Here is a 14482-nt window from a genome sequence, read left to right as displayed (position 1 = left end):
AAGAGTGTGAGCATGTCCCAGCTTGACCCGACCCAGATGTCGCGGCGCCAGCAGATCGTCGAGTCCTACCGGATCACGAAGTCCGCCGACCCGAAGATCGCGCTCTGGCTGCTGCTCTCCTTCGTCGTGGGTGCCGTCATCGGCGGTGGCCTCTTCTGGCTCCTGCCCGGCCGGGGCATCATCGGCACCGTCTTCACGGTCGTCGGCGCACTGCTCGGCGGCATCCTGCTCGCGCTCATCGTCTTCGGCCGTCGTGCGCAGGCCGCCGCCTACTCGCGGATCGAGGGCCAGCCCGGTGCCGCCGCAGGTGCACTCAACATGCTGCGCCGCGGTTGGAAGACCGAGCCCGCCGTCGCGTTCAACAAGAACCAGGACCTCGTCCACCGCGTCGTGGGCCCTCCGGGCATCGTCCTGATCGGTGAGGGCACCAGCCCGGCACGGATCAAGCAGCTCCTCGCGGACCAGCGCCGCAAGCACGAGCGGGTCGTGGTCGACGTACCGGTGCACGAGCTGATCGTCGGCAACGGCGAGGGCCAGGTCCCGCTGCCCAAGCTCACCAAGACCGTGATGAAGCTCGGCCGCAACGTCCGTGGTGCCGACATCACCGACATCCTCAACCGGGTCAAGGCCCTCGACGCGGTGCAGGGCAAGGTGCCGCTTCCCAAGGGCCCGGTCCCGACGTCGATGAAGGGTCAGCGCTCCAACCTCCGCGGCCGGTGAACCCCGCCTTCGCGACGGCCGGTTGGGCGCGGCGGATCCTCGCGCTCTTCGTCGACTGGATCGCTTCGACCCTGGTGGTCGTCCTCTTCGTCGGATGGAGTGCGTACGCCGACCAGGGCGGCCCCGAGCAGTTCTACGTGCTGATCGTCTTCGTGCTGGAGACGGCGCTCTTCTCCGCGCTCGCCGGGGGCAGCTTCGGGAAGATCGCGACCCGGTTGCGGACCGTCCGGGTCAGTGGTGATCCGCGTCCGATCAACCTCGTGGGCGCACTCGCGCGGCAGATCCTGGTCGCCGTCGTCGTACCGCCGCTGATCTTCAAGCCGGACGGGCGCGGCCTGCACGACCTGGCCGTCGGCTCGGCGACCGTGACGCTGGAGACGTGGCGGCAGCTCGCGGGAACTTCTCAGGCATCACGTAGTCGTTCGTAGAGACCCTGTTACCTCCCTGAAACACGCCCCGAGTAGCGTGCGGAACGATTTCCGACCCAGCATGGAGGACGCATGTTCAGCACTGGCGATGAGCTTCTCAAGTTCATCAAGGACGAGGGCGTCGAGTTCGTCGACGTGCGCTTCGTCGACCTTCCCGGCATCCAGCAGCACCTGACGGTGCCGGTGTCGTCGTTCAACCTCGACCCGATGGCCTTCGACGGCTCCTCGATCCGTGGCTTCCAGTCGATCCACGAGTCCGACATGGCGCTCTACCCGGACGTCTCGACGGCGTACGTCGACCCGTTCCGCAAGTCGAAGACCCTCGCGCTCCTCTACTTCGTCCACGACCCGATCACGGGCGAGGCCTACTCCCGCGACCCGCGCAACATCGCGCGCAAGGCGCTGGCCTACCTCGAGAGCACCGGCATCGGCGACACCGCGTTCTTCGCCCCCGAGGCCGAGTTCTTCATCTTCGACAAGGTGAAGTTCTCCACCGGCATGAACCACTCGTTCTACGAGATCGACTCGGCCGAGGGCGTCTGGAACACCGGCGCCGACACCAACCCGGACGGCACCGCCAACCGCGGCTACCAGGTCCGCACCAAGGGCGGTTACTTCCCGGTGACGCCGACCGACGGCACGCAGGACCTGCGTGACGACATGGTCAAGGCCCTCGAGGAGTCGGGTCTGCTCGTCGAGCGCGCCCACCACGAGGTCGGCACCGCTGCCCAAGCAGAGATCAACTACAAGTTCGACACGCTGCTCAAGGCGGCGGACGACATCATGAAGTTCAAGTACATCGTCCGCAACGTCGCGTGGGAGGCCGGGAAGTCGGTCACCTTCATGCCGAAGCCGCTCTTCGGCGACAACGGCTCGGGCATGCACGTCCACCAGTCCATCTGGAACGAGGGCGAGCCGCTCTTCTACGACGAGGCCGGCTACGGCGGTCTCTCGGACATGGCGCGCTGGTACATCGGCGGCATCCTGAAGCACGCCGCCTCGGTGCTCGCGTTCACCAACCCGACGGTGAACTCCTACCACCGCCTGGTGCCGGGCTTCGAGGCCCCGATCTCGCTGGTCTACTCCTCGCGCAACCGCTCCGCGGCCGTTCGTATCCCGATCACGGGCACGAACCCGAAGGCGAAGCGCATCGAGACCCGCTTCCCGGACCCGTCGTCCAACCCGTACCTCGCGTTCTCCGCCCTGCTGCTCGCCGGCATCGACGGCATCAAGAACAAGATCGAGCCGCCCGCGCCGATCGACAAGGACATCTACGAGCTCCCGCCGGACGAGAAGGCCGAGATCGCCCAGGTCCCGACCTCGCTCAACGCCGTGCTCGACGCGCTCGAGGCCGACCACGACTTCCTCACCGTCGGTGACGTGTTCACCGAGGACCTGATCGAGATGTGGATCGACTACAAGCGCAACAACGAGATCCTCCCCGTGCAGCTGCGCCCGCACCCGCACGAGTTCGAGCTCTACTACGACATCTAGGCCATACCGCCTAGCAAACCGGCCCCTGGCCTGCGGAAACGCAGAATCAGGGGTCGGTTTGTTCGCCTCAGTCCGCAACGAGTCCGCACGACGTTCGTTGCCGACCAATGACGGCACGCGACAACCGGCTCCGTTCGACGATCGGTGCAATCGCCTAGACTGGCGCCATGTCCGAGAGCCGCGACGAGCTGCACCACCTGATCGACTCCCTCCCCGAGGACGAGGTCGAGCAGGTGGTCGCTGAGTTGCGCGGCCGGCTCGCGGTTGTCGACCCGGCGAGCCAGTGGCCGCCGGAGTTCTTCAACATCATCGACGGTTCCGACACGCCGACTGACGCCGCTCAAAACGTCGACCTCTACCTGGCGGCGTACGGCTTCGGCCGCGATTCCCTGTGATCCTTGTCGACAGCGGACCGTTGATCGCTGCAGCCATCCGGAAGCAACCAGCGAATCATCCGTGCGTCGAGATGTTCACCGGTCTCCGGCTCGCACGCCGCAGGCTCCTCGTGCCAGCAACAGTCGCCGCCGAAGTCGGCTTCATGCTGGAGAAGCTCGGCGGCACCCGAGCAGAGACGGCATTCCTACGCGCGCTTGGACAGCGGGACTTCACGGCCGTGGACCTGACGCCAACCGACTACTCTCGAATGGCGGAGTTGGTCGGGCAGTACGACGACCTCCCACTCGGCACCACAGACGCCTCCGTGATCGCGCTCGCCGAGCGACTCGGCATCACCGAGATCGCCACGCTCGACCGACGACACTTCACGGCCGTACGTCCTCGTCACGTCGAGGCGTTCTCGTTGTTCCCTGAGCGGCTCTGAGCGCGCGCCTGCATCACTGCGGCGATGGCGGTGCGGGTCGACTCGTCGGAGTCGGGCCACAGGTGGGCGTAGGTATCGAGTGTGGTCTTCGCCGATGCGTGCCGCAGGCGGGCTTGGACGACCTTCACGTCGGCGCCGCTGGCGATGAGCATGCTGGCGAGGTAGTGCCGGAGATCGTGGAAGCGGAACCCGGGCGGGAGCCCGGGCACCTTGGCTCGGGCGGTCCGCATGGCTCGCTGCAAGGTCCAGGGTGCAAGTTGGTCGCCCCACTCGTTCACGAGGATGAAGCCTCCGGCAGACCACTCCGCGACGTGTGCTGAAAGGGCGAGCGCGAGGCTCTGCGGGATCGGCAACGCCGTTCGCGCCGCCTCGGTCTTCAAGGGCGCCGCCGGGTGTTGCACGGCAGGGTTGATGATCCCGCGCATGAAGTCGATGTCGTCGACGCGCAGGCCGCAGACCTCGGCGTCACGCAGGCCGGCGAACGCGCCAAGGAGCACCGCTGCCCGCAGCCGCTCCGGCAGCGCATCGTGCAACGCCCACATCTGCTCGGTGGTGCAGACGTAGGGTCGCTGCTTGCCCGCCGCAGGCGACGTACGCCGCGAGCACGGGGACTTCGCCACCAGGCCGTCGTGGACGGCGTCGGCGAAGACCTGCGCGAGACGCGAGTGGAGGGCGTAGACGTAGGAACTCTCCAATCCCTCGGCCGCCAACTGGGCACACCAGGTCCGGACATGCGACGGTCGGACCGAGCCGAGCAACATCACGCCGAAGCCGTCCTTGATCCGCTTGATGTGTGTCTCAGCCTGCCGGACGGTGGAGTCACGGTTGCCGCGGTAGCCCTCCAGCCACGTGTCGCACCACTCCCCCACTGTCAGTCGCGCGTGACGAGGGGCGACGTGGGTGCCCGTGAGGAGCCGGGAGGTCTGCTCGTCGATCCACTGCTGGGCATCGACCTTCCGCTCAAAGTGGCGCGCATGCTCGTTGCCCGCGTCGTCGCGGTAGCGCGCCCGCCACTTCCCATTCGGTCGCTTCGCGATGTTTCCGGCCATAGCCTCATCCTCCCTCGCGGGTCCGACGATTCTGGGCCTGCGACCGGCCGGCCTGTGGACGGGCGTGCGCGTGGGCACCGTTGTCGCGTCCCCGCGGACTCGTCGACTCCGAGGTGAGCCAGAGGATGAGGTCGGTCTTCCAGTACGCGACACGGCGGCCGTGGCGGAAGCTGCGGGGACCGATCCCGAGGTGGCGGTAGTAGCGCATGGTGCCTTCGGGCTTGCGGACGAAGGCAGCGGCTTCGTCGAGGTAGAGGATCTGGTCCCCGACTGTGAGGCGGCGGACGCACTCCGCCGGGTCGAGGCTTTCGGTGTCGCGGTCGTTGCGGTCGTTGCGGTCGGCGCGGTCGGCTTGGTCGGCGTGATTGCTCATAGCGTTCTCCTGGTGGTGTGTTGAGATGGGTGGCTACTTCTGCCTGCAACCGCCTGGACGGCGGCGAGTGGACCTTGCTGGTCGTGGTGGTTTCTCACTGTCCTCAGAGAGAGCACCAAAAATTGCCCGTCCCGGGCGCGCCGCCCTGCGCCCGTCCCGATGTGCTCTGGGACAGGTGCAAGGCGTCAGTGCAGGTCAGCCGCGTGACGGCCCCGCCCGTCCTCAAGGTGAAGAATTTGATGGTCGACGACATCGGATTCGCCCTCTCTGCGGCCCTCGGACACCAACGAGGTGCGCCGGGCATCCCAGCATGTGGCGGCAGCGTTACCGGATTCGTACCCCCAGCGCCCGTACGGCAGGGGGAACGTTGGGGGTACGCCGCGACGGGCGGGATGTTTGCGCAGGTCAGCGGGCGTTCCCCCGAAAGTTCGAAGATTTCTCCGCAGACCGCGCCTGCCAACGCCCCGTAAGGTCTGTGAGGCGTGTCGGTGCTCAAGCTGGGAGTTGCAACGTGCCGGCCTGCGGATCGGACCTCGATGCGGTCAGGTTCTTAGAACCCGAGACCGGGGCCGGGCTTGCGCTCGGACGCGCGTGCGGGATCGGGGCCCACGAGTCGGCGCCGCGCCGCCTCCTCGACCGTGCGCGCCTGGGCAGCTGCCCGGCGCCGTGCGGCGGCCTCTGCTGCCTGCTCCTGCTGGGCCGTGGTGCGGTCGGCCTGCCATTGCTCGTGTACGGCATCGAGGTGGCCGATCGGGAGGCTTCGGATCTCCGGGGCGCGGGTGAGTCGCTGGACCTGCTCGGTGGCCCCGCCGAGTTGGCGGGTGGTGGTGTCGAGGTCGCGCTGGGTCTCCGCGAGCAGGCCGGCTGGATCGCGGACGTGCGCGAGGCGCCGGTGGGGCTCGAGGGCGGCCGCATAGCGGCCCGCGAGATCTGCGCGATGCTGCTCGGCGGCCTTGATGCTCGCTTCTGCTTCGTGGACCTCGCGAGCCACGGCGTCATGTTCAGGATGCGCGGCTGCGACGGCATCGGCTGCGTACCTGATGATCGCATCGCGGACGCGGCTCTCGTCGAGATGACGCAGGACGTGGGCGCCTTGGCCGGCGTCGAGGCTATGTAGGTCGAGGTCGGGAAGGAGTGGCTGCCAGCGGCTCGCCCATGTCGCCAGTTCGTCGCGTGCTTGACGGACTCGGCCGCTTCGCTTCCCCAGCGGCCCCCATGGACCGCTGCCCTCGCTGACGACCGCCGCGGCACGGTAGGCCGCCGAAAGTTCGTTACGCCAGCTTCGGGAAAGGCTGGTGGTGACGTCGCGCTGCTCGACGTCGATCGTGCTCTCCAGGTCGCGGGCACGCATATGCGCGGCCTCCCATCGCTCGTGGGCGCGGCGCTCGACGTGGCGGGACTCGTCGAGTTGCGGCCGATACCTGTCGTGGATCGCGGTGACGGCCTCGATCTGCTCCCGCATGCGGTCGAGCCGAGCGTGCTTCTCGGTCAGGTCGGCCTCCTTCGTCCACGCCGCCGACAGTCGGTTGAGCATGACCCGCAGTGGCCGTTGGGGTGCGTAACGGTCCAGTTCCTCAGCCGCGGCCCGGGCGGCGTGCGCGGGTCCCAGGTCGGCACGATCGCGATCCATCACGCTGTTCCAGATCGCCCGTGCGTCGTCAAGGTCCTCGGCCACGAGGTGCGCGATGTTCTGGTCGCGTCCACGGGTCATGCCGACGTACGCCGCCGACCCGCTGGTGGTGTCGCCGACGAGCATGTGCCCCGTGCTGGTCGTCTCTCCCTGCGCGCCATAGACGGTGGTCGCGTAGGCCAGCTCAACCTGAGCGCGGACATAGGCCCCCGGCACTACTCGCGTCTGCCCCGAGCCCCTGCCGGTGGCACGGCGGTCCGAGGCGGGAGCCAGGGTCAGGGAGCCGTCCTTGCCGATGTCGGTGACGGTCCAGGTGTCGCGGTTAGCGACACCGAGGTCGGTGTCGTTGCGGCGGGTCGCGACCCGGTCACCGACGCCGATCCGCTCTCCGCTGTCGGTGACGACGGTGCGGCTGTTGTCGATGTGTCCGAGCGCGACGAGCCGGTCGCGGATCGCGCCGTTGAGGGCCGCGACTTGGGCGAGGCTGTCGGCCATCACCACCCCGCTCTCACGCAACGCCCCGTTGCCGCCAGCGATCAGGTCGGCTGTCTCGGCCGCGATCGCCTGCACGCGCTCGACCTCGGTGGCGTGGAGCCGGATCTGCCCACGCCGCCACAAAGCGTCGAATACCTCACCACCGGCCTCACCAGACTGCTCACCAAGTCGCTCACCGGTGCGCATCGCGAGCGAGATCGCGGCGTACTCCGGATCGGCGAACCGGTGGATCACATCCAGATCGACCACGGCCTTCGGTGCTGCCCAGCGTGCAGCGAGATCGAGGACACCCCCGCGGCCGACCGCGGGGAGCTGGTGCCGGTCCCCGATGAGAGCCACACGTGCACCGGCCTGGTCTGCGACGGCGAGGAGGGCGCGGGCTGTGTCCTGGTCGAGCATCCCGGCCTCGTCGACCAACAACAGATCCCCATGCCCCAGTCCAGATGTGGCCCGCGCCGCCGGAGCGTGGGACCAGTGCCCGTCCTCGTCCCACGTCCAGCCATGTTCACGTACGAACGCCGCCGCCGAACCCGCCCGTGCGCCGGTCTCGCGCTCGGCGACCTGGGCCGCCTTCAACGTCGGCGTCACGACCACCATCCGCTGTCCTTGCCGTGCCAGCTCTCCACCGACTGCCGCGAGTGCCGTGGTCTTGCCCGCACCAGCGGCGCCTTCGATCACGACGAGCCGAGCGTTGCCGGCGAGCATGGCGACCGCCTCCCGCTGCGTCTCGTCCAGACTCGCGCGCAAGGTCGTGAGCAGGGCCGGCTCCGACGGGCCGGCGGCGCGGTCGACCAATGCGGCCACGATCTCGGCCTCGACCGCCAGCACGTGCGGCGAGGTGAGTGTCCGGATGTGCTCGGGCACACCCGACGTCCTCAGCAGCGGGACGCACAAGGAGACCGCGCGGGCGGTGACGTCCTCAGCCAGCTCGATCCGCACCGCCCCGTCAACGACTAGCCCGGTGGCGGCGATCCATTCCTCGACACCCCCGCGGATGTCGGCCGGATTCCATGCCGACCGTGCCGCACCGAGCCGGGAGATCACCAGCTCCGCCGCACCATCGCGGTCCAGCGCCGCAACCGACGGACCGGCGGGTGCCAGCGGGAGACCGATCTGAGCGGGGTCGCGGTATCCCAGGTCGTGGAGCACGTGGTTCCAGGCCGACACCATGGCCGCACCATCGACCGGAAGGTCCTGTTCGGAGGTCCGTGGCTTGTCGGGGCGGGCGTCCGCCCAGGCGTGACGGTCCCAGGTCTGACGCAGCCTCGGGCCGGGCTCCTCGCCCGGATGAGCGGCCCGCCACTCGGCCTCGTAGCGGGCGATGTTGCGGCCGATCTGCGCCGCACGCGCGGAGAATCTGCCAACGTACGGCGTCAACTCGGTCAACTCGCCATCAGCCGAGTCCATCGTGAAGCCGTGCGCCGCGAGTGCGGCCCGGAACTCGGGATCGGTGGCGACCGCGGCGTGCCCGATGCCGTTGATCGCCGCGACCATGTCGCGGAACCCGACCGAGTGCAGGCCGCGCCACTTCCCCTCGGCGAACACCCGCGCATTGATCTGAAGATGGAGGTGCCGGTGCGGATCACCCGCACGCGAGGTGTAGTGCCGGATCACCGCCGCCTCGACCTGCGTCACCGGGACCTGCACCTGCCCGCCCCGGGGGCCAACGCGGGTCGTCGCATGCTCGGCCGTCCACGCGATGATCTGCTCCGCCGCCCGGCCCTGCGCCGCATCCAGCGCCGCCGAGATCTCCGGATGCAACGCCGCGGCCAGCGACCACGTCTTCGGGCCGTTGACGGTGACCTCGACGAACCGCAACGCGTTCGCGTCCTCCCGCACCCGCCCCTTCGGCAGCCCGGACTCGACGTCGATCCCGGCGACCCACCGCTCATAGCCACCGGCGTCGAGGTCGCCGGCGTTCCGGGGCGCTGAGCCGGGCTCGGCGACGTAGCGGATCGCCAGCCCGCTGCCCTCGGCCAGGTAGTAGTCATCAGCACGGGAATGGTCGGACTCGACGTAGGCGCGCGCTGCCTTCGCTGAGCCCCGATAGAACTTGACCCCGCCATGCATCCCGACCACCCCGAGCGGTCCCCTTGGCGCCGTCGCAGAAGCTGACTACGAGAGCCAACAACAATCAACGACTGTCCCGAAAATGACTCGTGGGCCGCCCCGTCGGGCGACCCATCTACGAACCTTCGTAGCATGCGTGCCGAGCTCTGAACAAGGGTGTGAGCTGCGTGTCGCAGGATGTCTGACCTGCGGAAACAGGGATGTCGACGGCAGTGGTTGGTTGCCGTTGAACAGTCGGGAAGCGGGCGGTCGAGGTGGGTCGTCAGTGGCCGAGGCTGGCGACCACGCCGATCACGATGATCGCCGGCGGGCGGATCCCCTCCGCCTCGATCGCCTTGCCGAGGTGACCGAGGGTTGTGCGGACGACGCGCTCGGTCGGAAGCGATCCGTCCGCGACGACCGCGGCGGGCAGATCGGTCGAGCGGCCGCCGGCGACGAGGGCCTCGGCGATCGCGACGGCATTCTCCACCGCCATCAGGAGGACGACGGTGCCGCGCATCCGCGCGACGGCGGACCAGTCGACGAGGCTGTCTGGATGGCCGGGTGGGATGTGGCCGGAGATGACGGTGAACTCGTGGACGACACCACGATGGGTGACGGGGATGCCGGCGAGCGCTGGCACGGCGATCGACGAGGACAGGCCGGGGATCACGCGGACGGGAACGCCGGCCTCCTGGAGTGCGAGGACTTCTTCGAAGCCGCGGCCGAAGACGTAGTTGTCGCCGCCCTTGAGCCGCACCACACGTTTGCCCTGATGCGCACGGTCGATCAGGAGACCGTTGATGTCCTCCTGGGCGGTGAACCGGCTACGGGGCACCTTCGCAACGTCGATCAGCTCGACGGTCGGCGGCAGGTCCGCCAGCAGCTCTCGCGGCGCGAGCCGGTCGGTGATGACGACGTCCGCGGCGAGGAGCGCTTTGAGACCCGCAACCGTGATGAGGTCGGCGTCTCCGGGGCCGCCGCCGACGAGCGTCACGCCGACGAAGTCGGCAGGTTCGAGAGTGAAGGTGGCGCCGGGCATGGCTTCATTGTCCAAGCCAGGCGACCCCTCCGTCGATTCGGGCCACCGCACCGTTGGGCACCTCGACCCAGTCGGCCTCGTGTGGCTTGACTCCGTTCAGGTGAGCGATCGCAGCGCGGATCGCGTCCCCATGCGAGACCACAACCGTGACGCCGTGGGAGCCGAGGTCAGCGAGAGCAGCGGCCATCCGGTCGTAGACATCCATCAGCGATTCCCCGCCCGCGATCGGCAGCGTCGGGTCGCTCCAGTCGAACGCCTCGGCCGCAGACCAGGTCTCGTCGTACCCGCGTCCCTCCAGATCGCCGAGTCCCTGCTCGCGGAGGCGTACGTCGTGGGCGATAACGCCTCCGAGCTGTGCAGCGACGATCTCGGCCGTCTCCACGGCACGGACCAGGTCGCTAGTCACGATGAGCTTCACCGACCCGCCTTCGGCTACAAGATCGTCGGCGATCAGCCGGGCCGCCGACTCGGCCTGCTCCCTGCCGAGTTCGGTGAGCCTCGGGTGGGGCGTCTGTCCCTGCGTCAGGCGCAGGACGTTCCACTCCGACTGCCCGTGGCGGACGAGGTAGACCGGGTGCGTCATGGCGCGCATTCTCCCGTACGCTGGCCCCATTCCCGCGAGGCAGGAACCCGGTTCGACTCCGGGGCGGTTCCGCCACTGTGATGTCTCCCCTCAGTCCGAGGGAGACGAAGCCAGACACTCCGCGTGGGTCTATCCGACCGATCGACGGGGCGAGAACCCCGGAGGAGGAGCGCGCCGTGCGCATCGCCCTGTTGTCCACGTCCGACACCGACCTGCTGTCCGCACGCGCGAGCGAGGCCGACTTTGTCTGGGCCAACCCGAGCCGGGCCAGCGACGCGGACCTGGCCGCCGCCACCGCGAACGCCGACCTGGTCGTCGTACGTCTCCTCGGGTCGCCGCACGACCTCTGGTCCGGTCTTTCAGCGGTGCGTGAGGACGGGACACCACTGGTGATCCTCGGCGGCGAGCAGCAGCCGAGCGCGGAGCTGATGGAGCTGTCGACCGTGCCGATGGGCGTGGCGGCCGAGGCGCATCGCTACCTCGCCGAGGGCGGCCCCGCCAACCTGACCCAGCTCCACGCCTTCCTTTCCGACACGGTCCTGCTCACCGGTGAGGGCTTCGAGCCCCCGGCCACGATCCCGACATGGGGGTACGCCGACCGCCCGACCGCCAGCGACGCGGCCCTCCCGCGAGTCGGCGTCCTCTATTACCGCGCACATCAGGCCAGCGGGAACACCGACTTCGCCCACGCCCTCGCCGATGCGATCGACGCGACAGGTCATGCCGTCGGCGTACCGATCTTCGCTGGGTCTCTCCGGTCGGCGCCCGACGACCTCTACGAGGCACTCGGCGCTCTCGACGCACTCGTCGTCACCGTGCTGGCCGCCGGCGGCTCGGTGCCGGCCACGGCGAGCGCCGGCGGGGACGACGAGGCGTGGGACGTCGAGCGCATGGCTGCCCTCGACATCCCCGTGCTTCAGGGGCTGTGCCTGACGAACAGCCGCGCCGAGTGGGAGGCCTCCGACGACGGGGTCAGCCCGTTGGACTACGCCAGCCAGATCGCGATCCCCGAGTTCGACGGCCGGATCAGCGCAGGCCCGTTCTCGTTCAAGGAGATCGACGACCAGGGTCTGCCGCACTACGTCGCCGACCCCGAGCGGGCGGGCCGCGTCGCGCGCCTGGCGGCCAACCACGCCCGGCTCCGGCGTACCGCCAACGCCGAGAAGCGACTCGCGCTCGTCCTCTCGGCCTACCCCACCAAGCACGCCCGGATCGGCAACGCGGTCGGTCTCGACACGCCCGTCTCCGCGATCCGGCTGCTGCGCCGACTGCGCGACGCCGGCTACGACCTCGGCACCGACACTGCGTCCACTCCCAGCGTGGTGCTGCCGCTGCTCGATCTCGACGACGACACCGAGGCCGGCGATGCCCTCATCCACGCCCTGATCGCCGCCGGCGGGCAGGACGAGGAGTGGCTGACCTCGGCACAGCTCACCGACGCCCACGTCCGCATCTCGAAGGCGGAGTACGACGCGTGGAGGGCCGACCTTCCCGAAGACCTGCGCGAGACGATGGTCGAGAAGTGGGGTGCCTCGCCCGGGTCCCTCTTCGTCAACGACGACGGCGAGCTGGTGCTCGCCACGCTCCGTGCCGGCAACGTGGTCATCCTGATCCAGCCGCCACGGGGGTTCGGCGAGAACCCGGTCGCGATCTACCACGACCCCGACCTGCCGCCGTCCCATCACTACCTCGGTGCCTACCGCTGGCTGGAAGCCCCGAAGGACAAGGGTGGTTTCGAGGCTCATGCAGTCATCCACCTCGGCAAGCACGGCTCGATGGAATGGCTGCCCGGCAAGACCGCCGCGCTCTCGGCGTCGTGCGGCCCGGACGCCGCGATCGGCTCGATGCCGCTGATCTATCCCTTCCTCGTGAACGACCCTGGCGAGGGCGCACAGGCCAAGCGCCGCGCGCATGCCACGATCGTCGACCACCTCGTTCCACCGATGGCCCGGGCGGAGTCCTACGGCGACATCGCCCGACTGGAAGGTCTCCTGGAGGAGTACGACAAGATCTCGGCGATGGACCCGGCCAAGCTGCCGGCCATCCGGGGCGAGATCTGGCAGCTGATGCACGCGGCCGAGCTGCACCGCGACCTCGGACTGGACGAGCGTCCGGAGGACGAGGAGTTCGACGACTTCCTGCTCCACGTCGACGGCTGGCTGTGCGAGATCAAGGATGCGCAGATCCGCGACGGCCTTCATGTGCTCGGCGCAGCGCCGAGCGGCGAGGCGCGGGTCAACCTCGTGCTCTCGATCCTGCGCGCCGCGCAGGTCTGGGGCGGCGTGGGCAACGCCGTGCCCGGCCTCCGTGCCGCACTGGGCCTCAAGGACGGCGCCGATCTCAGCGCCGTCGACGAGGCCGAGACCCGCGCACGTGAGCTGATCGAGCGGATGGAGGCCGCCGGCTGGGACGCCTCCATCGCGCCGGATCTCCACGACGACCCCGCCGTCCAGCAGGTCCTGACCTTCGCCGCCGAGCAGGTGGTGCCGCGACTCGCTCGCACGACCGACGAGCTCGACGCCGTACTGCACGCGCTCGACGGCGGCTTCGTTCCCGCCGGACCGAGCGGATCGCCGCTGCGCGGCCTGGTCAACGTGCTGCCCACCGGCCGCAACTTCTACACCGTCGACCCGCGCGCGGTGCCGTCCCGTCTCGCATGGGAGACCGGTCAGGCGATGGCCGACTCGCTCGTCGAGAAGTACGTCGAGGAGACCGGCGACTACCCGACCTCGGTGGGCCTCTCGGTGTGGGGCACGTCGGCCATGCGCACGAGCGGCGACGACGTGGCCGAGGTGCTCGCACTGCTCGGCGTCCGTCCCGAGTGGGACGAGGCGTCCCGTCGAGTGAGCCGACTGCACGTCGTGCCGCTGGACGAGCTGGCGCGACCGCGGATCGATGTCACCGTGCGCATCTCCGGCTTCTTCCGCGACGCCTTCCCGCACGTCGTCGCGATGCTCGACGACGCCGTGAAGATGGTCGCCGGGCTGGACGAGCCCGCCGAGCAGAACTTCGTCAGGGTGAACTATCAGGCCGACCTCGCCGAGCACGGCGACGCCCGACGCGCGTCCACCCGGATCTTCGGTTCCAAGCCCGGCTCCTACGGTGCCGGCATCCTCCAGGTCATCGAGTCGGGCACGTGGCGCTCCGACGAGGATCTCGCCGAGGTCTACACGGCCTGGGGCGGATTCGCCTACGGCCGCGAGCTCGACGGCGTACCCGCCGCGGACGACATGCGCTCCAACTACCGCCGGATCAAGGTCGCGGCCAAGAACGTCGACTCCGCCGAGCACGACATCGCCGACTCCGACGACTACTTCCAGTACCACGGCGGCATGGTCGCCACGGTGCGCGCACTCACCGGGTCCGACCCGAAGGCGTACGTCGGTGACTCGACCAGCCCCGATGCGATCCGCACCCGGACCCTGTCCGAGGAGACCGCCCGCGTGTTCCGCGCCCGCGTGGTGAACCCACGTTGGATCGCGGCCATGCAGCGGCACGGCTACAAGGGCGCCTTCGAGCTGGCCGCGACCGTCGACTATCTCTTCGGCTTCGACGCCACGGCGGGCGTCGTGCACGACTGGATGTACGAGAAGCTCGCGAGTGAGTACGTCCTGGACGAGACCAACCAGGAGTTCCTGAAGAAGTCGAACCCGTGGGCGCTGCGCGGCATCGTCGAGCGGCTCCACGAGGCCGCCGACCGCGGACTGTGGGCCGAGCCGGACGCCGAGACCCTCGCCGCCATGCAGCAGGTCTACCTCGACGTCGAGGGCGACCTGGAAGACGGCATCGAGGCGTGATC

The 14482-nt window shown here is 69.1% G+C and carries 11 protein-coding genes and 1 riboswitch; of the genes, 6 read left to right on the top strand and 5 right to left on the bottom strand.

Annotated features, from left to right (window positions below):
* Nucleotides 1–12: 12 nt before the first annotated feature.
* From LH076_RS07090 to LH076_RS07070, 5 genes are all read left to right on the top strand, one after another.
* Entirely contained in the window at nucleotides 13–720 is a 708-nt protein-coding gene (locus LH076_RS07090) for a DUF4191 domain-containing protein (protein WP_227783284.1), read from the top strand.
* Nucleotides 717–1148, top strand: coding sequence for an RDD family protein (locus LH076_RS07085; RefSeq protein WP_227783283.1), 432 nt, complete (start codon nucleotides 717–719; stop codon nucleotides 1146–1148). Before LH076_RS07090 ends, LH076_RS07085 begins: the two co-directional genes overlap by 4 nt.
* 72 nt (nucleotides 1149–1220) lie before the next feature.
* The gene (gene glnA, locus LH076_RS07080) at nucleotides 1221–2642 is read left to right on the top strand and encodes a type I glutamate--ammonia ligase (protein WP_227783282.1); all 1422 of its coding nucleotides are present in this window, start codon (nucleotides 1221–1223) and stop codon (nucleotides 2640–2642) included.
* Nucleotides 2643–2809: 167 nt separating this feature from the next.
* Nucleotides 2810–3037 carry a hypothetical protein gene (locus LH076_RS07075; RefSeq protein ID WP_227783281.1) on the top strand — a complete coding sequence of 76 codons (228 nt, stop codon included), beginning with the start codon at nucleotides 2810–2812 and terminating at the stop codon, nucleotides 3035–3037.
* Nucleotides 3034–3462, top strand: coding sequence for a type II toxin-antitoxin system VapC family toxin (locus LH076_RS07070; RefSeq protein ID WP_227783280.1), 429 nt, complete (start codon nucleotides 3034–3036; stop codon nucleotides 3460–3462). Before LH076_RS07075 ends, LH076_RS07070 begins: the two co-directional genes overlap by 4 nt.
* On the opposite strand, the gene LH076_RS07065 is transcribed toward LH076_RS07070, so the two are convergent.
* From LH076_RS07065 to LH076_RS07045, 5 genes are all read right to left on the bottom strand, one after another.
* Nucleotides 3423–4511: a tyrosine-type recombinase/integrase gene (locus tag LH076_RS07065; protein ID WP_227783279.1), complete on the bottom strand. Its 1089-nt coding sequence runs from the start codon at nucleotides 4509–4511 to the stop codon at nucleotides 3423–3425. The two genes, LH076_RS07070 and LH076_RS07065, sit on opposite strands and share 40 nt — an antisense overlap.
* A 4-nt stretch (nucleotides 4512–4515) precedes the next feature.
* Nucleotides 4516–4884, bottom strand: coding sequence for a hypothetical protein (locus tag LH076_RS07060; RefSeq protein WP_227783278.1), 369 nt, complete (start codon nucleotides 4882–4884; stop codon nucleotides 4516–4518).
* 550 nt (nucleotides 4885–5434) lie between these two features.
* Nucleotides 5435–9079: a MobF family relaxase gene (gene mobF, locus LH076_RS07055; protein ID WP_227783277.1), complete on the bottom strand. Its 3645-nt coding sequence runs from the start codon at nucleotides 9077–9079 to the stop codon at nucleotides 5435–5437.
* 262 nt (nucleotides 9080–9341) lie between these two features.
* On the bottom strand, nucleotides 9342–10100 hold the full coding sequence (gene cobA / locus LH076_RS07050) for a uroporphyrinogen-III C-methyltransferase (protein ID WP_227783276.1): 759 nt from the start codon (nucleotides 10098–10100) through the stop codon (nucleotides 9342–9344).
* Between the two features lie 4 nt (nucleotides 10101–10104).
* A complete protein-coding gene (locus tag LH076_RS07045; RefSeq protein ID WP_227783275.1) occupies nucleotides 10105–10683 on the bottom strand; it encodes a histidine phosphatase family protein in 579 nt (192 codons plus the stop codon).
* A riboswitch (cobalamin riboswitch) is annotated at nucleotides 10680–10825 on the top strand. It overlaps the preceding gene by 4 nt.
* Nucleotides 10826–10859: 34 nt before the next feature.
* Here LH076_RS07045 and cobN point away from each other — a divergent pair.
* Complete coding sequence (gene cobN / locus LH076_RS07040) at nucleotides 10860–14480, top strand: cobaltochelatase subunit CobN (protein WP_227783274.1); 3621 nt, start codon at nucleotides 10860–10862, stop codon at nucleotides 14478–14480.
* The last annotated feature ends 2 nt before the right edge of the window (nucleotides 14481–14482 follow it).

Origin of the sequence: Nocardioides sp. Kera G14 (genome assembly GCF_020715565.1) — a bacterium.
In the GTDB taxonomy this organism is placed as follows: domain Bacteria; phylum Actinomycetota; class Actinomycetes; order Propionibacteriales; family Nocardioidaceae; genus Nocardioides.
The sequence above is the reverse complement of the archived record's forward strand: the minus strand, read 5'-3'. Positions and strand labels throughout refer to the sequence as shown.

Bases quoted from the DNA above. Each gene is read 5' to 3' on its own strand.
- LH076_RS07090 (WP_227783284.1), top strand. From the start codon at position 13: ATGTCCCAGCTTGACCCGACCCAGATGTCGCGGCGCCAGCAGATCGTC.
- glnA (WP_227783282.1), top strand. From the start codon at position 1,221: ATGTTCAGCACTGGCGATGAGCTTCTCAAGTTCATCAAGGACGAGGGC.
- LH076_RS07075 (WP_227783281.1), top strand. From the start codon at position 2,810: ATGTCCGAGAGCCGCGACGAGCTGCACCACCTGATCGACTCCCTCCCC.
- LH076_RS07065 (WP_227783279.1), bottom strand. From the start codon at position 4,511: ATGGCCGGAAACATCGCGAAGCGACCGAATGGGAAGTGGCGGGCGCGC.
- LH076_RS07060 (WP_227783278.1), bottom strand. From the start codon at position 4,884: ATGAGCAATCACGCCGACCAAGCCGACCGCGCCGACCGCAACGACCGC.
- mobF (WP_227783277.1), bottom strand. From the start codon at position 9,079: ATGCATGGCGGGGTCAAGTTCTATCGGGGCTCAGCGAAGGCAGCGCGC.
- cobA (WP_227783276.1), bottom strand. From the start codon at position 10,100: ATGCCCGGCGCCACCTTCACTCTCGAACCTGCCGACTTCGTCGGCGTG.
- LH076_RS07045 (WP_227783275.1), bottom strand. From the start codon at position 10,683: ATGACGCACCCGGTCTACCTCGTCCGCCACGGGCAGTCGGAGTGGAAC.